The following is a 17,708-nucleotide window of genomic DNA, read 5'->3' as shown; positions in this document are numbered from 1 at the left end:
CGTGTGACGATACCGCCTGTAGGATTGCATGAGACCCGAAACCGTTACTCAAAAAGATCAGGAATTCATGACGGCGGCGCTCGAGATGGCCGAGGCGGCCCTGGCCAACGGCGATTTCCCCGTTGGGTGTGTGATTGCCGACGATTCGGCGGTGCTCGTTCGTTCATGTCGAACGGGAACCGCCGCCGGCCCGCCCAACGAAATCGACCACGCCGAGATCAACACGCTCAAGGAATTGTATGTCCATGCCCCCTTGGTCGATCGAACCCGGTTGACGCTTTATTGTACCATGGAGCCTTGCCTGATGTGCTATGGGGCGATTTTGCTCAGCGGCATCGGCCGGGTTGTGTATGCCTACGAGGATGTCATGGGCGGGGGCAGCGCGTGTGACCGAGCCGGGCTGCCCCCACTTTATCGCGATGCCCGTCTCACGGTGATTTCGGGTGTCCTGCGCGGCGAGAGCCTGATTCTTTTTCAACGGTTTTTCACCCGTACGGGGAATCGCTATTGGGCGGACAGCCTGCTCAGTCGCTATACCCTCGACCAGATGGCCGTACCTTGATCGACGGCGTCGCAAAAAGGGCCTGCCGGCGTTAGGCTTCATCCTTCGTTACTGCGGCGTGCGTCGGTCAAGTGCACTGCTACGGCATCCGCTTTAGACCGAACAGCTTGCGCTATCGGTTCAATCCCAACCCTTTTGTGAGGATGACATGAAAAAACGACGATGGTGGCGTTGGCGTTTATCTTCGGGCAGCTTGTCGTCAACGCGTGGGCAGCAGGGGCGGCGACCGAGGACGGGTGTGTCATGAAATGCCATGAAGCGGCGGCCATGATCAAATCCCAAGGTGTGGATGCGGCGATCAAGGCTATCGGCGATCCGAAGGGGCCGTTCGTCTGGAAAGATTCCTATGTCTTTTTGATGAATCTGGATGGAAAGATGCTCGCCCATCCCTTTCGACCCGACTTGACCCACATGGATCACGTCCTGCTGATGACCGATCCGACGAACAAGGCGTTTTTTGTCCATTTCGTCAATCTGGCCCGGACAGCGGGACATGGATGGGTTGAATATATGTGGCCCCAGCCGGGGAAGAAAGCGATCTCCAAAAAACGGACCTATATTTACCGGGTTCCCGGCAAGGATCTTTTTGTTGGGGCGGGTATATCCGTGGGCGGCGTGCTCTACTAGTCCCATGGCCGATAAAGGACGCATTCATGCTTGGAATCCATGATTTCCCGTTGTACGTCTTCTCCTGCATCCTGCTCAACCTCACCCCCGGGCAGGATACCATGTACATTATCGGCCGCAGCCTGGCCCAGGGGAGACGGGCCGGCATTGTCTCGGTGCTCGGCATCATGACCGGTGTTTGGGTGCATACCTTGCTGGCCGCCTTGGGCCTGTCGGTGATCCTGGCCACGTCCGCCATGCTTTTGCCGTCGTGAAATTTGCCGGGGCCGCCTATCTGATTTGGATCGGCATCCGTTTTCTCCTTCAATCCAACGGCGCCGATGTGATGCCGGACAATCGGATGACCGCGCGTAACGATCGGCAGATCTTCCAGCAGGGCATGCTGACCAATGTTCTCAACCCCAAGGTGGCGCTCTTTTTTCTCTCCTTTCTACCTCAATTTGTCTCATCCCGGACGGATACGGTGTTCTTGCCCTTCATGCTGTTGGGGCTGGTGTTTTTCACCACCGGCAGCATCTGGTACCTGATTCTGGTCCATGGCGCCAGCCGGCTATCGCAGCGCTTCCGCCACCGCAGTACGATCGGCGGAAGGCTCAAACGGCTTACCGGTCTCCTCTTTATCGGGGTGGGAATCCGCTTGGCCTTTGCCAAGGCCCATTGATCGATGGACCCGGCCGGCGCGATATCGGGTGGACGGGTGGCGTTGCCGAAGATTACCGGTGTGCTGCCGAATACCCATGGCGGACGGCCAGTTTTTGAAACATCTGGGTCAGCCCGGCGCCCAACGAGAAGACCGAACCGATATCGAGGTTTTGGTCGACGGCCTGATCAAAGAAAATATTGAGGCTGGAGCCAAGCCCTTCATCGGGTCGCCAGTAGCAGAGCATGACCGGCACTTTGGGAAGTGGTGAAAGCACCACGGAGATATCCGACTGGAATTGCTGATCGACCTGCCGGCCGGCGAAGAGATGCACGATGTCGTCGAACAGCTCGGTATAGCCGTCGGCCACCTGTTTCATGGCTTCTTCGCATCGTTTTTGAAACAGCGGGTAGCGATCCTTGCCGTTCTTCAATTCCCTGAAAGGGACCCAATGACCGGTGGGATCCGTACCGGCGGCGTTGAGGACGTAATCAAAAAAAGGTGCGGCAACCCAGGGATTGACATGAATGTCCGAATAGATCTGGCCTTGGTCATCGATGCTGAAATCCTTGCCCAGAATTTTGAGGGTCAAGCGGCCATGATCATAACGTCCGCCGAGACGATCGGCCGCTACGGATAGATCGATGCTGGCGATCTTTTGCTGCATATCCGTTAAAAAAGCTACCCAATTCTCGTCAAACGGATTTTGATCGCCGTCATCGGTGGAAAACTGGCTGATCACATCTTTATCGAGGTAGGGGCAATCGCTGAGTTCTTTCTGCCCCCGGAAAACGGCACCGGCAAATGCCAGGCAGGTTTTTCCACCGCAATCACGGCAGTTGGACTTGGGCAGGTGCTTGAAGATTTCCATGGCATTCTTGGGCGCGGGCATGGGTGGACTCCTTGGTGTTTGTGGTTGACGCGGTCTGTTTGTATAGACGATAAGATTGATAGCCCTGTCTGTCACCCTATCGGGCCGTGAGGCGAGGGGTGGTGCTGTGCGGCATGTGCTGTTATTGTTAAAATATTTTATAGATTACGTGCTGTTATGAGTGATTGCGCGCGAAGAGACGTTCTTGAAGTACTGTTGGCGCTTTTGAAGCTGGAGAAAATCGAGGAGAACATCTTCAGAGGGCAGAGCCAGGACCTGGGATTCGGTGCCGTGTATGGCGGCCAGGTCTTGGGACAGTCCCTTTCGGCCGCGTCCCAGACCGTGTCTCCAGACCTGCATGCCCATAGTCTGCATGCCTATTTCATGCGCCCGGGGGATGCCACCCAACCCATCGTCTACACGGTGGATTGCGTCCGTGACGGCAAAAGCTTCACCACCCGACGAGTTGTGGCCGTGCAAAAGGGACGCGTCATTTTTCCATGTCCGCCTCCTTTCAGCTTGATGAATCGGGTTTCGAGCACCAGGACGAAATGCCTTTCATGAAAGGGCCGGAAGATCTGGAGCCGGAGATCGAAATGGCCCGTCGCTTTGCCGGGCACCTGCCGCGGCATATCCGCGATAAGGTCCTTTGTGCCAAACCCATCGAGGTCCGGCCCATCGATCCGGTCGATCCACTGCATCCGGAACGAAAGGCGCCGGCCAGTGCCTACTGGTTCCGGGCGATCGGCCCCATGCCCGATTGCCGTTCGGTTCACCAATACATGCTGGCCTATGCATCGGATTTCGGCATGATTTCCAACGTCCTGCGTCCCCATGGCCGCGTTATTTGGCAACCGCAAATGCAGGTGGCCAGCCTGGATCACGCCATGTGGTTTCATCGGGAGTTTCGCATGGAGGACTGGATGTTGTACGCCATGCACAGTCCCAGTGCGTCTGGAGCCAGGGGATTGACGATTGGCCGGATCTTCACCCGCAAGGGGGTGCTGGTGGCCTCCGTGGTCCAGGAAGGGTTGATTCGTTACCATCCGGATCCGGCTTAAGGGGTGGCGGCGGTTTCCGGCATGGGCGACACCAAAAGGGACGGATCCAACCGGGTCTCGAACCAGTTCATGCCCCAATGCAGATGCGGGCCGGTCACCCGGCCGGTGGCGCCCACCTGGGCAATGACATCTCCCTGCCTGACCTGCGTGCCCTCGGCAACCAGGATTTTACTGAGATGCATGTAAACGGTGGAGATCCCGTGACCATGATCGACGATCAAGGTGCCACCGGAATAGAACATGTCATCATGGGCCATGCTCACCACCCCATCCGCCGGCGCCTTGACCGGAGTTCCGGTGGGCACGGCGATGTCGACGCCGAAATGGGGCCGTCGCGGGTTCCCGTTGAGGATGCGTTGGCTGCCATAAACGCCACTGATCCGGCCGAGGACCGGCCAGATGAAGGGCTGGTCGAAATCGGTCCGTGGGTCATCCCTTCTGCGTACCTTTCGGACCAACGCGATATCCGCGCGGATGCGGGCCAGATCGGCTTTGGCGGTGGGCGTCACTTTTTTCGGGGGCAGGCCGTCGATGCGTTGGATGTCATATTGGCGGGGCTTGATACTGATGGGGTGTTTTGCGATGCCTCCCTGCGGCGCCTGCACCGTCAGCATGGCTTGCGCCTTGGCATCCCGGGAAAAGCCGATCACGAACAATCCATCCGGCGAGACGCGAATGGGCCGGCCTTCGTAGGAAACCCGCGACCCCGGCGCTACATGGCCGATGGCCATGCCGCCTTGAACGAGGTTCCCCGATAGGGTAAAGGCCCGGGCCGAAAAGGGCAAGCCCAGGACGACGATGGCGATAAGGGCGTGAATCCGTAAACCTTGCATCAAGACTTCCTCGTAAGTAGGGGTTGCGCCACCATACACGGTTTGCCGGCAAGAGAAAAGCCCATGAGCTCCTCAACCGCTCTCATTATTATGGCTCAGGGGCGTGGCGCGTTTCGGGCAGACACGGCTTGAGGCTTTTGGGCAGCAGCATGGGAACGCGTTGTCGATAGTTTCGGTAGGCATCCCCGAAACAGGCTGTCAGGTCGCGTTCTTCCAGGATGGCACCGATGATGATCCAGACCGTCCATAACCCGTTATGCAGCAGCCGGTCGAGGGTGAACACCGGCCCCGTCCAAATGATGGTCAGGCTGAAAAGATAGAGGGGATGGCGTACCCAGCGGTAAGGCCCGCGAACGGTGAAGATCGACGGCGGGGGGGCGTGGTTGGGATCCAACGCTTGCAGGGCCGGTTTGACCCCCAGAGCATCAAATTCTCCCAGACTTCTCGCCCCCCATCCGGCACCGATACCCGCCGAGAGAAAAATTGTCATCATCGACCAGCGGATCCAGTCCGGCGGGTGCCATAGCGGGCCACCGACCGGTTGCCAGAAGAGGACCAGCGCCAACAGGCAGGTTCCGGCGGCGGTGGCATAGAGCGCACCGTGAAAGTCGGCGTGTACACGGCGGGTCAGCCATAGGCGAAACCAGCGACGGACCATGATGCTGTGCTGGATGAAAAAGGCGAGGCACAGCAGGGTATCAACGATCACGCGCTCGGCCGGTATCAGATCGAAAACCCGGAAAGCGTGTGGCCCTGCTATTAAAAAAAAGAAGCCAGGCCAGCATGCCGCCGCCACCCAGGAGATAGCGCCGGCGATCAGCATCCATGCGCCGGGCTTCCGGGCAATCCATTGGCTGTCGGTACCCCGGTGTTCCTGAATATCGCTCACGGCCGTCAATTTGCAGGTTTTTCGATCGTTTGCATCCATAGGGCATCCTTGAATCGGTATCGGTCAGTTGTCTCGATGCGTAAGCATAAGACCGGGATGTCTGGATTCAAACAAAAAAGGAACCGGTTTCTTTCCATCGGCCATGGTCTGTGGCATGATGATTTTGTCCATTCACCACCGAAATATTTTCCCGCATGCCTGGAGGCGCCGCCATGTCCGCAACGTCCGTCCATCCCCTGTTTCGCTATCGCTGGCTGATTTTTTCGATTCTGGCAACCGCCTATTTTTTCGTTTATTTTCATCGGTTGTCCCTGTCGGTGGTGGCCGACAGCCTGGTGAAGGATTTTCACACCTCAGCCGGGACCATGGGGCTGCTGGGGTCGATCTACTTTTACTGCTACGCGGCCATGCAACTTCCCGCCGGTCTGTTGTCGGATTCCGTGGGGCCGCGGCGCACGGTAACCGTTTTTCTTCTTTTCGCGGCGGCGGGCAGCATCCTCTTCGGCCTGGCGCCCAATATCGGGACCGCCATTGTCGGACGCATTCTGGTGGGATTTGGGGTCTCCATGGTCTTTATCCCCACCATGAAAATCCTTTCCCAGTGGTACTATCCCCATGAATTCGCCTCCATGGCGGGGATTCTCAACGCCATGGGCGGTGCCGGCGTCATGGCCGCCACGTGGCTGTTGGCCTTGATGACGGAGAACTTCGGCTGGCGGCTCTCCTTCGAATTGATCGGCGGATTCACCTTCGGGTTGGTCGGGTTGGTTTGGCTGGTGGTTCGCGATCGGCCCCAGGCCAAGGGCTGGCCGGCGATTACCGATCTGGACGGCCATGTTGCGGCCCGGACCCCATCGGTTCAGGCCATTCCGCTTTTCACCGGGGTGCGCATGGTGTTGGGCAACCGGTATTTCTGGCCCCTGGCCTTGTGGTTTTTTTTCGATTGCGGAATCTTTTTCGGATTGGGCGGCCTGTGGGGAGGGCCTTTTCTGATGCATGTGTATGGGCTGACCCGGGAAACGGCGGGCATGGTTTTGAGCATGATCGCATGGGGCATGGTTATCGGCAGCCCGTTTTTGGGGATTCTTTCCGACCGCATCCTGAAAAGCCGCAAGAAACCCCTCGTCGGCTGTACGTTGGTGCTGGTGATCGAGATGGGGGTGCTTTACGCTTTCCCGTCAAGCCTGCCCGTTTATGCCCTCTACATTTTCTTTTTTCTTTTCGCGATCTGTTCATCCGCCATCGTGGCCATCGGCTTTACCACGGCCAAGGAACTCTTTCCAGTTGCCATGGCCGGCACGTCCGTGGGCACGGTCAACCTGTTTCCGTTTCTGGGCGGTGCCGTTTACATGCCCCTGCTGGGAAACATCCTGGACAGCTATCCGCGCGGGACGAATGGTGTTTACGCGCTGGCGGGCTACCAGGCAATGCTGCTGGTATTGCTGATTTCTTCGGTGGCGGCATTGATTTGTGGAATGATGATGAAGGAGACGTTTGAAACAGCCTTGACGGATTCGTAAAAAGCCCGATATCGGCGTTACGCGTATCCTTCGTCACTGCGGCGTACGCAAAAGTACGCTGCCTACGGCACCCGCGATAGCGGTATTCTCAGGATTCGCAAGCCTTGATCTCGGGCTTTTTACGAATCGTCGGAAATGCAACTTTTTACGAGTTCATCAGCCTTAAGCCTTTAAGCCGCTTAGCGGCCAAAAAAACGGCTTCCGGTCAACATCGCCGGAAGCCGCCAATCATTATTGGGTTGGAAATGCAGGCTCAGAAGGCATAACTGACGGTCAGCCCATAGCCCCACAAATGTCCCTCCGCATCGAGGCTTGTCGCTCCGTGATAGGTGTAATTCAGGCTGTCGCTTTCCCCGCCAATTTGGCGGTTGACCTCGGTGCGGATGTATTGCACCACACCATCCACCGTGACCCGTCCGAGGTTCAGGCCGAATCCGATCGAATAGGTTTTTTATCCGCATCAGGCCAAACAAGATCAAAGGTTTCATCCGGAATGGGGCTCTGATCGTAAAAATAGCCGACCCGGAGTGCCAAATAATCCGTTGTCTGCCACTCGATGCCGGCCTTGAATTGCATGGTATCATTCCAGTGCCGCGGAATGTCCTGTGGACTTCCGGGTCCATAAACACCCAGAAAATTATCGGAAAACGTCGTTGTTTGTCTGTCGACAATGCTCCAATCGGTCCAGACCACATCCACTTCCATGGAGACCCGTTTGATCGGTTGGAAGCGCAGACCAAACTGGACTTGTTGGGGATGATCGACCGTATCCAGCTCGATATCGCTTTTGATGCCGGTGCCAACGATCTTGACTTCCCCTTCGAAATCCGTATCGGCTTTGCTGCGATAGGTCAGCCCCATGGTGATGGATTCGGTTGGATGGTACATGACACCAACATTGAAGGAGTAGTTGAAATTGTCTTCCAGCTCGCTTTCGATCTTGCTACCATGCAGTCGACTGCCTGGGGCATAAAGGCGGTGCTCAACCCCGCTTTCCGACTTGCCCAACACCAAACCCAGACCCACGGACCACTTCTCATTGAACTTGTAGGCCACGGAAGGGGTCAAGACAACCCGGTCGTAGTAGGAGTGATAGCAGTTATACGCACCCGGATTTTTTGTCGGATTATCGTCCCACGATATATCCAGACCAAAGGGAACATAAAATGCCGCACCGACCGCCCAATTGTCCGTGAGACGCATGGCAAATCCCATGTGGGGGACGAAAAGATCGTTTGACGTGTCTTCAAAATCGGTGCTGCCATTAACCGTCGGATCTGCATTGCCGACATGGAAGCTATTTACCTTCAAGGTTGGATCAATGATATTGACGCCGGCCGATACCGTCGGCCGCTCAATCTGTACAAGCCCCGCAGGTTGTAATGAATGGCATAGGGATCATCCGCATAGGCTGAAAAGGCACCACCCAGCGCCGTCGCTTTGGCGCCAATGCCGAACGTATCCACATTTGCGCCCCATGCATACGATGCGGATAAAACTGTTAGACAAACAACCTGTAACAGACGTTTCATCATCGCTTCCTTCTCCCCGGTGTTGAGTTTGAGACATGAGCGCTCTTCACGCGAGTAATTCCGAAATAGCCAAAGAGCTCTCATTGGTGACCATAACTGGCTTAATACGTTAAAAATACGAGTTTATGCGGGCCGATACATCCAGATTAAAAGGGTCATCACCTCCTTTGGACTCGGTTTAAGGTGAACGGTAAAACCGAACGCGCAAATGGTTTCACAGCCGACAACGCGGCGATCTTCATGACAGTCTAACCGGAGTGCACCTGTCCCTTTCAGCAGCGAATCCAGGATGGCCGCATAGACGCAACTGTCGGGTGCAGGCTGTTCAACCGTCAAGGCATGTGAGCAGATGTAATTTTCATTTTAACGATGTGAACATTGTTAACACGATTTATTTTAATTGAAAAGGACAATAAATTGAAAGGCTCGATTTGTTTCTGAACGGTCGTCAGACACGACTGCCGCTCCATTTCAATTTTGCCTTGAGTACATCGAAGTAGTTTTGGTGAGGCAGGGTGATCATCTGTACCGGGCTGGGACTTTTGCAGATCGTGATCGTGTCTTCCTGATGGATTCGAATTCCGACCTGGCCGTCGCAGGTCAGCATGATGTCCGACGTGTCCTCGACCAGCTGGACGGTAATGGTGACGGCATCGGGTACCATCAGCGGGCGGTTGGTCAGGGTGAACGGACAGATGGGGGTGATGAGGATTCCGGGGACGGTCGGGTGGATGATGGGCCCTCCGGCTGCCAGGGAGTATGCCGTTGAGCCGGTAGGCGTTGCAATAATCAGCCCGTCAGCCCGGTACTCGGTGAGGAACTGGTCGTCGATATGGGTGCGGATGCGCGCCAGCCGGGCCAGGCGCCTTTATTGATCACCACATCGTTGAAGGCGCACTCCTGGGCGATCTCTCTTCCCTGGCGAAAGATCTGAACCTCCAACCGCATTTGCGGTCGAACGGTGAAGGGGTGGTCCAAAATGGCCTCGGCCACCTCGCATAATCGGTCTTCGGTCGTTTCGGCCAGAAAACCGACCTCACCGAATTTGACGCCAATGATGGGGGTTTGTTGATCGCCGATCCAGCGCACGGCACTGAGAAAGGTTCCGTCACCACCCAGGACGAATACGCAAAACAGAGACGCCGGAGAACATCCCCGCGATCCCCGGGCCTGTTTTACGGCCGGCATCGAACTCTGCCGGCGGACCACGCTGAGCCCCCTGCCCGTCAGCCATTGTTCAAAATGATCAGCCCGCTCGAGTGCCGTGGCTTCGTTTTTGACAACCAGACCGATTTCTTTTTTCATTATATATCGTTACGGTTAAGGTCGAATCATCCCTACCGTCATCCGCTGCGATCAAATCCGACCCAATTTATTGATTTTTTACTCTCATACATGGGTTTGCGGGTCAGGGCAAGGTTTTAGCTGACGTTTTGTTTCCAGGGGCGGAGAGCGATCCATGGATGGCGATTCATTTCATGGCTGCCGTATTGGGTGCCAAATGCGGTTGCCATGGGGGCGTCGGTGATTCTGTTTGACAATACTTAGCCCCACTCTTATAGAGAGTAGATCCACAATGGAAGGCAAAACTCAACAATCAAAAGGAGACACGAGGAGGAGAAACGATGCATCAAAAGCAATGGCGTTTGTTCAAGCTGTTCATCGCTATGATTTTATCCGCCGCCATGATCGTTGCCTGCGGTCAGAAGGAAGAGCCGACCCAGGCAGAAGAAAAAGTTGAACTGCCACCGGTAAAAATCGCCGTGGTCGGTGCTCACAGCGGTGATTTGGCGTCCTACGGGATTCCGACGGTCCGCGCCGCCGAATTGGTGGTGGACCATCGCAATGCCCTTTGCGGGATCAATGGCCGAAAAATTGAACTTATCGTTGAAGACGATGCTTGCAAGCCCGAGATTGCAACCAGTTCCGCCACCAAAGTTACCGGTGAAGGGGTGAATGTGGTCTTGGGACACATCTGTTCGGGCGCCACGAAGGCGGCTTTGGGAATTTATAAGGATTCCCATATCGTGACCATGTCGCCATCGGCAACGAATCCTGGACTGACGCAAAGTGGTGATTACCCGAACTTCTTCCGAACCATTGCTTCTGACGATGCCCAGGCGCGATTGGAGGTTGAATTTGCACTGGGAACACTGAATCTCAGCAAGATTGCCGTTCTTCATGACAAAGGCGATTATGGCAAGGGGCTGGCCGAGTTTGCCAAAAGTTTCATCGAAGCGGACAACCGCGGTGAGGTGGTATTGTATGAAGGCGTCACCCCCGGTGCCGTGGATTACTCGGCGGTGGTTAACAAAATCAAACAGTCGGAAGCGCAGGCCGTTATTTTCGGGGGCTACCATCCCGAAGCTTCCAAGATTGTCTCGCAGATGCGAAAAAAGGCCATGGATACGATTTTTATCTCCGATGATGGCGTAAAGGATGACACCTTCATCAAGGTCGCCGGCGAATATGCCGAAGGCGTATACGCCACCGGCCCCATGGATACGTCCAAGAATCCCATCGCCATCGAGCCGTCGAGGCCCACAAGGCGAAATACGGCGAAGACCCGGGCGCATTCTACCTGAACGCCTATGCAGCGGCCCTGGCGTTGATCAACGCCATGGAAAATCCTGCTCCACCCAATACGATGACATCGTCAATGCACTGCGAAGTGAATGGGTGGCCACCCCCTTGGGAATCATCAAATTCGATGAAAAGGGAGATGCCATCGGGGTCGGTTTTGCCATGTACCAGGTTCAAAACGGCGCCTATGTGGAAATAAAATAGCCCGCCGGTGAGATGTCGATTAAGGAACGGAGGCTAAAAAACCTCCGTTCCTTAATTGTTTATACGGTCAGACGGTTTTGGTCCTTTACGAATCCGTCACGGTTGGATCGCAGGCGAAAACACGCCGGTCAGCCGTTGTAAGGAGATGACGGGGAAATGAATGTCGATTATTTTTTCGAAATGTTTTTGGGCGGACTGACCCGTGGCAGTATCTATGCGATGATTGCTTTGGGCTATACCATGGTGTACGGAATTATCGAGTTGATCAATTTTGCCCATGGTGAAATTTACATGATCGGCGCCTTTACCGGTCTGATCGTGGTGGGCATTTTAACCCTGGCCGGTTGGAACACCGTGGCCATCCTGGTAATCGCCTCGATTGCCGCGGTCGTTTGGGCTGCCTCGTATGGTTGGACCATGGAGAAAATCGCCTACAAGCCGCTTCGCAAGGCACCCCGGCTTTCGGCGTTGATCAGCGCCATCGGCATGTCCCTGTTTTTACAGAACTACGTTTTGTTGGCTCAGACATCCGATTTCCTCCCCTTTCCCAATTTGATTCCCGATTTTAAATTTTTGAAACCGATTGAGCATATTCTGCGGCCTTCGGAATTGGTCATTTACCTCACCACGGCCATTGTCATGGTCCTTTTGACATTCTTGATCAAATTCACCCGGATGGGAAAAGCCATGCGCGCCACATCCCAGGATCGCGAAATGGCCATGCTGGTGGGCGTGAACGTCGACAGGGTGATTTCCATGACTTTCGTGCTGGGGTCGGCCACCGCCGCCTTGGGGGGGATCTTGATTGCCTCGCACATCGGTCAGATCAATTTTTACATCGGGTTTCTCGCCGGCATCAAGGCTTTCGTGGCAGCGGTATTGGGCGGCATTGGCAGCATGCCCGGGGCGGTTCTGGGAAGCCTGGTATTGGGATGGACGGAGAGCTTTTTTACCGGGTACATCTCCAGTGACTATGAAGACGTATTTGCTTTTCTCTTTTTGGTACTGATTTTGATTTTTCGTCCTTCGGGGCTTCTAGGACGGAAAGAGATGGATAAAGTCTGATATCGTCTGACGCTTTCTGTGTGGGCAATCGTGGAATAGAGAAGGAGACCGTTTAGATCCTATGGCAACCACGGACAAATCAATGGCCGTCGGGCTATTTCGTTGGGATGAAGTAAGAAAATCGCTTTTGGCCAGCCTATGGTTCATGTTTCTGACATTTCCCATCATGGTCATTCGCGTCAATACCATTTACAAAACCGTCGAATGGCGTTGGCATCGCATGGCGTATGTCGGCGTGGGCGCCTTTTTGCTCTCTTTTGTCTGGCGGTTTCTCATCCGACGCAAGGAGGCGGGAATCAAAAGGGCCGAAGAGAGCGAAGAAGAGACCCTTACCCGGCTCAACGCCTGATCAGGGATCCTCGATTCGCCAAGCCGGGGATTGTTGTCGTCGGCGTCGGCTTTTTGGTTTTTCCCCTGATATCCTCCCTCTATCAAATCGACATCATGACCACGGCCCTGATTTACGTGGTGGTCGCCTTGGGCCTGAATATCGTTGTTGGCTTGGCTGGGTTGCTCGATCTGGGCTACGTCGCCTTTTATGCCGTCGGGGCTTATTCCTACGCCTTGCTGAATTATCACTTCGGCATCGGCTTCTGGCTGGCCCTGCCCATTGGTGGCGCCCTGGGTATGATTTTCGGTATTTTGCTGGGTTTTCCCGTTTTAAGGCTTCGGGGGGACTACCTGGCCATCGTTACCTTGGGGTTTGGGGAAATCATCCGCCTGGTCCTGGAAAATTGGAATGAATTCTCTTTCGGCCCCAGCGGCATTGCCAACATTCCCCGCCCCGGGTTTTTCGGGATGACCCTCTCCTTACAGCAAAATCATATCTACATCTATTATTTGATGGTGGGCTTGGCGCTGTTCACCATATTTGTGGTCCGACGGCTGCAGAACTCCCGCATCGGTCGGGCGTGGATGGCCCTTCGGGAAGATGAAGTCGCCTGCCAGGCCATGGGGATCAACAAAACGCGCACCAAGCTTAGCGCCTTTGCCTTGGGGGCGACCTGGGCGGGCATGGGCGGCGTGGTCTTCGCGGCCAAGACGACCTTCATCAACCCGGCCAGTTTTACCATTTGGGAGTCGGTCATTATTTTATGCTGCGTGGTCCTCGGCGGCATGGGGTCCATCGTGGGCGTGATTTGCGGAGCCTTTGCGCTGAAACTGCTGCCGGAGTACTTTCGTGCCTTTTCGGAATACCGGATGCTTGTTTTCGGCATGGTACTGGTGCTCATGATGGTCTTTCGTCCGGGAGGCATCATCAGTGACGTCAGAAAAATCTATCGTTTTGAAGGTGGAAGCGAGACCCGTGGAAATTAATCATTCGACGCAAGCGGTCCTGTCGGTGACCCGATTGACCATGAATTTTGGTGGATTGTGCGCTCTCGACGAGGTGGACCTGACAATCAACGAAAACGAAATCGTTGCCTTGATCGGCCCGAATGGCGCCGGCAAGACCACTTTCTTTAATTGTATTACCGGAATTTACACCCCCAGCGGGGGTGACGTGGTCCTGACCGACAAAGCGGGGCACCGCAGCCGTCTCAACGGGCTCAAACCCGATCAGGTGACCAAAAAGGGGATGGCCCGAACCTTCCAGAATATTCGCCTGTTTCAAAACATGACGGTTTTGGAAAACGTGATGATTGGGCGGCATTGCCGCATGCGTACCGGTATCCCGGGTGCCGTTTTCCGGCCACCGCGGGCCAGGGCGGAAGAGAAACAGGTTATTTCCGATAGCTATCAAATCCTTGAAAAATTTGATCTGCATCCCTATGTGAACGAATTTGCCAAAAACCTCCCCTATGGTGCCCAACGGCGGCTGGAAATCGCACGCGCCATGGCCACCGAGCCGTTTCTTCTTCTGCTGGATGAACCGGCGGCGGGCATGAACGCTCAGGAGACCAAAGAACTCGACGCGATGATCGAGAAATTACGCCGTGAAGAAAAGATCTCCATTTTGCTGATTGAACATGACATGAAGCTGGTAATGAACCTTTCCGATCGCATTTTTGTTGTCGATTACGGAAAAAGATCGCCGAGGGCACGCCCGCAGCGATCAGCCAGGATCCGGCGGTAATCAAGGCGTACCTTGGGGAGTCGGCCGATGCTTAAACTGGAAGCGATCAAAACCTACTATGGCAATATTCAGGCTTTAAAGGGGGTCAGCCTGGAGGTTCAAACCGGTGAAATCATCACCTTGATCGGTGCCAATGGCGCCGGTAAAACCACGACCCTAATGTCCATATCCGGAATCGTGCCGCCGCGGACCGGCGAAATTTATTTCATGGGGAAACCCATCAGCCGGGTCAATCCGGACAAAATCGTTGCCATGGGAATCAGCCAGGTTCCAGAGGGGCGCCGGATTTTTCCCTATCTGTCCGTGCTCGAGAATCTGGACATGGGGGCGTTTTTGCGCAAAGACAAACAGGACATCCAGGCGGATTTGGACTACGTCTTCAGCCTGTTTCCCATTCTGGCGGAAAGACGCAACCAGGCCGGTGGGACGCTCAGTGGGGGTGAACAGCAGATGCTGGCCATCTCCCGGGCGCTGATGGCCAGGCCCCGCTTGTTGTTGCTGGATGAGCCCTCTCTGGGATTGGCCCCCCTGATTGTCAAGCGGATATTCGAGATCATCGAAAAAATCAACGCCGAAAGCCGGACCACGATTTTTCTGGTGGAGCAGAACGCCAATCTCGCGCTGAAAGTGGCCCATCGGGGATATGTCATGGAAAACGGCATGATCACCCTGGCGGACACGGCCTCGGCGCTTTTGGCCAATGATGCTGTGAAGAAGGCCTATCTGGGAATCTAACAGTGCCCATCCAGAAATGGCCAATTTGCCCGATATCCGTGTTCCGCGAAAAATTTTATCCTCGGAATATCAACTATATGCCTGCGGTAAAATTTTCGCACGCCTTGATCTCGACCAAATTTTCCTATTTCTGGATGGGCACTGAACGGGAATTTATCGTCTGGTTTGGCGGGGGACCATTCATAAAGGCACGATACCATGACGGTCGACTCCATGCACATGCAACCCATGCTATCGGCGATTTCCCGGATCCGGATCGATATTCGCGATTACCATCCCCGCACGCTGCTGCTTTTCGGGTCCCTGGCCCGCTACCTGGCCGGTGATCCGGGTGACCATTTGCCCAATGATGTGGATCTTTTGGTGGTTACCAACAATCCGCCACTTCCCCTGCTGAACCGGGATTACGGCTGTCCCGTGGAGTTTCATCGGTTTACTGTCGAGAGGATGGTCGGAATTGCCCGCACGCTGCGTTATGACAGCCGGCCCGTGGTCCTGGCCAAACTTTACGGGAACGTTCTTGTCCGTAAGCATGCCATTGACGTGATCGCCGCCGCCATGCTGCTGGGCCCCGGCTACGGTGATCTCGGTATCGAGCAGATCGAGGTCAATGGCATGACCGATACCCGTGATTATTCGATCCATCGGGTGTTGCTGGGGAGGATCTGGTGGGATCAACTCCGTCGCTATGCCCAGAACCGGCGCGGCCCCCTGTTGCGTTTAAGCGATAAATGGTCCGGTAATGACCGGTTCATGATTTAAGCGCGTTCGGATTGACGGAGACGTGCCCTTTTCATCGCGAAACGTTGACGTTCATCGTGTCGTACGAGCGGAAAACCAACTTTTCCCGGTGCAGGCGATCGGCCGCGATGGGGGGAAGCGGAACCTCGCCTGCGTATGCCGGCAGGTCTTGCCGGTGGGGGATCGCGTCGAGCCCCGTCCCCTTTTTTTTGCCGGTCATTACATCCAGCACGGTTGCCGTGACACCATCCGACACCACCGCCAGGGGGAGTGGTGAAGGCCGCAGCAGTCTTGCGGCACTGATAATTTCCCGTTCCCTGGAACCCAGCGACCCGGCCGCACACTTGACCGCCATCAGCGGCTGGCCGTCGATTTGAACGACCAGGTCAACAGCCGAACGGTAGATCTCGCCGTTGATGTCGATGGCGATCGGCAGATCCACCAGAACGTCGTCAGGATGGTAACCTTTTTCCTCGACCAGGTAACGTTCCACCTGTTGACGATTGGCCTCGGCACCCACGTTGGGAACGGATCGGCCGGTTACGAAATCGATGATCACATCCGGATTGGTTTCCAATTGTCTGATTCCTCCGTTTTCGGCTGATAATGACGTTGGGCTGAAGGTATTACGGATTTCACACCTTTGGGGGATTGTCAAACCCGGACACGATGGACCATGGCCAGGAAGGTGGTGACCAAAATCACCGCACCACCGGCAAGGGTTTGCAGCGAGGGCCGTTCATCAAGCAAGAGATAGGCAAATACAATCCCGTACAGCGGCTCAAGACAGGCGATGATGGATGCCAGCTGCGCCCGTAAAAACGTGAGTCCGCGAATGAACAGGGCGTGGGACAAGGCGGTGCAGACAACACCCAGGAGAACCAACAGGCCCATCTGGCCGGCACTGACCGATCCGCCCCGCGCAAGTGCCAGGGGAAGCAGAAACAGGGCGGCGAAGCCATTTTGCATAAAGGCGATCGTCACCGGTGGATAGTCGCGGACCCATTTGCGGTTTAACAGGGAGAGGATCGCAAAGGTGAAGCCGGCAACGGTTCCCCAGAGGGCACCCTTCAGAACCTGCCCGCCGGCCGGTACCGGATAGACCATGATTGCCAGGCCGCTGAACACCAAAAGGGCCGTGACCATATCAATGACTCGGCGGCGCTCATCAAACCACCACGGTTCGATGAGGGCGGTGAATACCGGGAAGGTGGAAAATGACAGCAGCCCGACGGCCACACTGGAAACCTGAATGGCGTGGAAAAACGTGATCCAGTGAATTGCCAGGATCACGCCCAACAGACCGAACACGGCAATGGACCGTGGATCTTTAGCCAATGGCGGTTTCGGGAGGCCAAGAGGACGCTTCCCAGTGCCAGCATGGCGAAGCCTGTGCGTCCGAAGACAATCATCCACGCCGGCATGGATAAAAACTTGCCGAAAAGCCCGGCCAGGCCGAAAAGCAAAACAGCGATATGAATTTCAAATAGTCCGGAGGGGGTCGCTTTTTTCGTCATGGCGTGGCGCGCGAGGTCCTTTGCGAGGAAATGGAATCTTGGATTTGTATAATGAAACCCGCCCACCGATCAAGGTTTGACGGATTCGTAAAGAGCCCGATATCGGCGTTACGCTTCATCCCTCGTCACTGCGGCGTACGCAAAAGTACGCCTCATTCCTCGGGATTCGCAAGCCTTGATCTCGGGCTCTTTACGAATCCGTCGGAAATGCGACTTTTTACGAGTCTATCAAGGTCTTGACGGATGGGTGA

General features: G+C 55.4%; 23 protein-coding genes and 1 pseudogene. 14 read left to right on the top strand and 10 right to left on the bottom strand.

What is annotated here, in order from left to right; genetic code table 11:
- The first annotated feature begins 28 nt into the window (after positions 1-28).
- The 3 genes and pseudogenes from JCM12296_RS08955 to JCM12296_RS50320 all read left to right on the top strand — a co-directional run bounded on the left by JCM12296_RS08955 (position 29) and on the right by JCM12296_RS50320 (position 1,850).
- A complete protein-coding gene (locus JCM12296_RS08955; protein ID WP_083455981.1) occupies positions 29-562 on the top strand; it encodes a nucleoside deaminase in 534 nt (177 codons plus the stop codon).
- Positions 563-724: 162 nt separating this feature from the next.
- Complete coding sequence (locus JCM12296_RS08950) at positions 725-1,189, top strand: cache domain-containing protein (RefSeq protein ID WP_054691669.1); 465 nt, start codon at positions 725-727, stop codon at positions 1,187-1,189.
- Positions 1,190-1,215: 26 nt separating this feature from the next.
- A pseudogene (locus JCM12296_RS50320) lies at positions 1,216-1,850 on the top strand (LysE family translocator).
- Between the two features lie 52 nt (positions 1,851-1,902).
- Here the strand turns inward: JCM12296_RS50320 and JCM12296_RS08935 are convergent.
- A complete protein-coding gene (locus tag JCM12296_RS08935) occupies positions 1,903-2,721 on the bottom strand; it encodes a DUF3786 domain-containing protein (protein ID WP_054691663.1) in 819 nt (272 codons plus the stop codon).
- A 156-nt stretch (positions 2,722-2,877) separates the two neighbouring features.
- Between JCM12296_RS08935 and JCM12296_RS51350 the strand changes: the two genes are divergently transcribed.
- Together JCM12296_RS51350 and JCM12296_RS51345 are read left to right on the top strand one after the other, a co-directional pair.
- Positions 2,878-3,264, top strand: coding sequence for an acyl-CoA thioesterase (locus tag JCM12296_RS51350; protein WP_246804095.1), 387 nt, complete (start codon positions 2,878-2,880; stop codon positions 3,262-3,264).
- Positions 3,261-3,761: a hypothetical protein gene (locus JCM12296_RS51345; RefSeq protein WP_340147794.1), complete on the top strand. Its 501-nt coding sequence runs from the start codon at positions 3,261-3,263 to the stop codon at positions 3,759-3,761. Before JCM12296_RS51350 ends, JCM12296_RS51345 begins: the two co-directional genes overlap by 4 nt.
- Here the strand turns inward: JCM12296_RS51345 and JCM12296_RS08925 are convergent.
- The gene (locus JCM12296_RS08925) at positions 3,758-4,594 is read right to left on the bottom strand and encodes a M23 family metallopeptidase (RefSeq protein ID WP_054691661.1); all 837 of its coding nucleotides are present in this window, start codon (positions 4,592-4,594) and stop codon (positions 3,758-3,760) included. The genes JCM12296_RS51345 and JCM12296_RS08925 overlap by 4 nt on opposite strands.
- An 88-nt stretch (positions 4,595-4,682) precedes the next feature.
- On the bottom strand, positions 4,683-5,522 hold the full coding sequence (locus JCM12296_RS08920; RefSeq protein ID WP_054691659.1) for a methyltransferase family protein: 840 nt from the start codon (positions 5,520-5,522) through the stop codon (positions 4,683-4,685).
- 173 nt (positions 5,523-5,695) lie between these two features.
- On the opposite strand from JCM12296_RS08920, the gene JCM12296_RS08915 reads away from it, so the two are divergent.
- Complete coding sequence (locus tag JCM12296_RS08915) at positions 5,696-7,003, top strand: MFS transporter (protein WP_054691657.1); 1,308 nt, start codon at positions 5,696-5,698, stop codon at positions 7,001-7,003.
- 253 nt (positions 7,004-7,256) lie between these two features.
- Here the strand turns inward: JCM12296_RS08915 and JCM12296_RS41565 are convergent, their stop codons facing one another.
- The 5 genes from JCM12296_RS41565 to JCM12296_RS43885 all read right to left on the bottom strand — a co-directional run bounded on the left by JCM12296_RS41565 (position 7,257) and on the right by JCM12296_RS43885 (position 9,840).
- On the bottom strand, positions 7,257-7,397 hold the full coding sequence (locus JCM12296_RS41565) for a hypothetical protein (RefSeq protein ID WP_157067489.1): 141 nt from the start codon (positions 7,395-7,397) through the stop codon (positions 7,257-7,259).
- Positions 7,398-7,426: 29 nt separating this feature from the next.
- On the bottom strand, positions 7,427-8,326 hold the full coding sequence (locus tag JCM12296_RS08910; protein ID WP_246804099.1) for an OmpP1/FadL family transporter: 900 nt from the start codon (positions 8,324-8,326) through the stop codon (positions 7,427-7,429).
- Entirely contained in the window at positions 8,311-8,538 is a 228-nt protein-coding gene (locus tag JCM12296_RS41560) for a hypothetical protein (protein WP_218188019.1), read from the bottom strand. The genes JCM12296_RS08910 and JCM12296_RS41560 overlap by 16 nt, the downstream gene beginning before the upstream one ends.
- Positions 8,539-8,983: 445 nt before the next feature.
- Complete coding sequence (locus tag JCM12296_RS43890) at positions 8,984-9,367, bottom strand: NAD(+)/NADH kinase (protein WP_304512139.1); 384 nt, start codon at positions 9,365-9,367, stop codon at positions 8,984-8,986.
- Complete coding sequence (locus tag JCM12296_RS43885; RefSeq protein WP_246804093.1) at positions 9,325-9,840, bottom strand: NAD(+)/NADH kinase; 516 nt, start codon at positions 9,838-9,840, stop codon at positions 9,325-9,327. The genes JCM12296_RS43890 and JCM12296_RS43885 overlap by 43 nt, the downstream gene beginning before the upstream one ends.
- Before the next feature lie 320 nt (positions 9,841-10,160).
- Here JCM12296_RS43885 and JCM12296_RS08900 point away from each other — a divergent pair, with 320 nt between their 5' ends.
- The 8 genes from JCM12296_RS08900 to JCM12296_RS08875 all read left to right on the top strand — a co-directional run bounded on the left by JCM12296_RS08900 (position 10,161) and on the right by JCM12296_RS08875 (position 15,961).
- Positions 10,161-11,120, top strand: a complete 960-nt coding sequence (locus JCM12296_RS08900; protein ID WP_281491963.1) for a branched-chain amino acid ABC transporter substrate-binding protein — start codon at positions 10,161-10,163, stop codon at positions 11,118-11,120.
- A 358-nt stretch (positions 11,121-11,478) separates the two neighbouring features.
- The gene (locus JCM12296_RS08895; protein ID WP_054691652.1) at positions 11,479-12,387 is read left to right on the top strand and encodes a branched-chain amino acid ABC transporter permease; all 909 of its coding nucleotides are present in this window, start codon (positions 11,479-11,481) and stop codon (positions 12,385-12,387) included.
- 61 nt (positions 12,388-12,448) lie between these two features.
- Positions 12,449-12,736 carry a hypothetical protein gene (locus JCM12296_RS43880; RefSeq protein ID WP_246804092.1) on the top strand — a complete coding sequence of 96 codons (288 nt, stop codon included), beginning with the start codon at positions 12,449-12,451 and terminating at the stop codon, positions 12,734-12,736.
- A 53-nt stretch (positions 12,737-12,789) separates the two neighbouring features.
- Positions 12,790-13,704, top strand: coding sequence for an ABC transporter permease subunit (locus tag JCM12296_RS08890; RefSeq protein ID WP_246804091.1), 915 nt, complete (start codon positions 12,790-12,792; stop codon positions 13,702-13,704).
- Positions 13,694-14,464 (top strand): ABC transporter ATP-binding protein, encoded by a 771-nt coding sequence (locus tag JCM12296_RS08885; protein ID WP_306303993.1) that lies wholly within the window; start codon positions 13,694-13,696, stop codon positions 14,462-14,464. The genes JCM12296_RS08890 and JCM12296_RS08885 overlap by 11 nt, the downstream gene beginning before the upstream one ends.
- A complete protein-coding gene (locus JCM12296_RS51340) occupies positions 14,443-14,499 on the top strand; it encodes an ABC transporter ATP-binding protein C-terminal domain-containing protein (protein ID WP_308417250.1) in 57 nt (18 codons plus the stop codon). The genes JCM12296_RS08885 and JCM12296_RS51340 overlap by 22 nt, the downstream gene beginning before the upstream one ends.
- The gene (locus JCM12296_RS08880; RefSeq protein ID WP_054691650.1) at positions 14,492-15,199 is read left to right on the top strand and encodes an ABC transporter ATP-binding protein; all 708 of its coding nucleotides are present in this window, start codon (positions 14,492-14,494) and stop codon (positions 15,197-15,199) included. Before JCM12296_RS51340 ends, JCM12296_RS08880 begins: the two co-directional genes overlap by 8 nt.
- A gap of 198 nt (positions 15,200-15,397) precedes the next feature.
- On the top strand, positions 15,398-15,961 hold the full coding sequence (locus JCM12296_RS08875) for a nucleotidyltransferase family protein (protein WP_054691649.1): 564 nt from the start codon (positions 15,398-15,400) through the stop codon (positions 15,959-15,961).
- Positions 15,962-15,992: 31 nt separating this feature from the next.
- Here JCM12296_RS08875 and JCM12296_RS08870 read toward each other — a convergent pair whose 3' ends face one another.
- Both JCM12296_RS08870 and JCM12296_RS08865 read right to left on the bottom strand, forming a co-directional pair.
- Complete coding sequence (locus JCM12296_RS08870) at positions 15,993-16,517, bottom strand: type I restriction enzyme HsdR N-terminal domain-containing protein (protein ID WP_054691647.1); 525 nt, start codon at positions 16,515-16,517, stop codon at positions 15,993-15,995.
- Between the two features lie 77 nt (positions 16,518-16,594).
- Positions 16,595-17,278 (bottom strand): DMT family transporter, encoded by a 684-nt coding sequence (locus JCM12296_RS08865; protein WP_157067488.1) that lies wholly within the window; start codon positions 17,276-17,278, stop codon positions 16,595-16,597.
- Positions 17,279-17,708: the final 430 nt, after the last annotated feature.

It is taken from the genome of Desulfosarcina cetonica JCM 12296 (assembly GCF_001311845.1).
Lineage (GTDB): Bacteria > Desulfobacterota > Desulfobacteria > Desulfobacterales > Desulfosarcinaceae > Desulfosarcina > Desulfosarcina cetonica.
The sequence above is the reverse complement of the archived record's forward strand: the minus strand, read 5'-3'. Positions and strand labels throughout refer to the sequence as shown.

Excerpts from the sequence above, each read along its gene's own strand:
- JCM12296_RS08880 (WP_054691650.1), top strand. The coding sequence starts at position 14,492 with ATGCTTAAACTGGAAGCGATCAAAACCTACTATGGCAATATTCAGGCT.
- JCM12296_RS08925 (WP_054691661.1), bottom strand. The coding sequence starts at position 4,594 with ATGCAAGGTTTACGGATTCACGCCCTTATCGCCATCGTCGTCCTGGGC.
- JCM12296_RS08955 (WP_083455981.1), top strand. The coding sequence starts at position 29 with ATGAGACCCGAAACCGTTACTCAAAAAGATCAGGAATTCATGACGGCG.
- JCM12296_RS08875 (WP_054691649.1), top strand. The coding sequence starts at position 15,398 with ATGACGGTCGACTCCATGCACATGCAACCCATGCTATCGGCGATTTCC.
- JCM12296_RS41560 (WP_218188019.1), bottom strand. The coding sequence starts at position 8,538 with ATGATGAAACGTCTGTTACAGGTTGTTTGTCTAACAGTTTTATCCGCA.
- JCM12296_RS08900 (WP_281491963.1), top strand. The coding sequence starts at position 10,161 with ATGCATCAAAAGCAATGGCGTTTGTTCAAGCTGTTCATCGCTATGATT.
- JCM12296_RS51345 (WP_340147794.1), top strand. The coding sequence starts at position 3,261 with ATGAAAGGGCCGGAAGATCTGGAGCCGGAGATCGAAATGGCCCGTCGC.
- JCM12296_RS08895 (WP_054691652.1), top strand. The coding sequence starts at position 11,479 with ATGAATGTCGATTATTTTTTCGAAATGTTTTTGGGCGGACTGACCCGT.
- JCM12296_RS08915 (WP_054691657.1), top strand. The coding sequence starts at position 5,696 with ATGTCCGCAACGTCCGTCCATCCCCTGTTTCGCTATCGCTGGCTGATT.
- JCM12296_RS51350 (WP_246804095.1), top strand. The coding sequence starts at position 2,878 with ATGAGTGATTGCGCGCGAAGAGACGTTCTTGAAGTACTGTTGGCGCTT.
- JCM12296_RS08950 (WP_054691669.1), top strand. The coding sequence starts at position 725 with ATGGTGGCGTTGGCGTTTATCTTCGGGCAGCTTGTCGTCAACGCGTGG.
- JCM12296_RS43885 (WP_246804093.1), bottom strand. The coding sequence starts at position 9,840 with ATGAAAAAAGAAATCGGTCTGGTTGTCAAAAACGAAGCCACGGCACTC.
- JCM12296_RS08935 (WP_054691663.1), bottom strand. The coding sequence starts at position 2,721 with ATGCCCGCGCCCAAGAATGCCATGGAAATCTTCAAGCACCTGCCCAAG.
- JCM12296_RS08920 (WP_054691659.1), bottom strand. The coding sequence starts at position 5,522 with ATGGATGCAAACGATCGAAAAACCTGCAAATTGACGGCCGTGAGCGAT.
- JCM12296_RS43880 (WP_246804092.1), top strand. The coding sequence starts at position 12,449 with ATGGCAACCACGGACAAATCAATGGCCGTCGGGCTATTTCGTTGGGAT.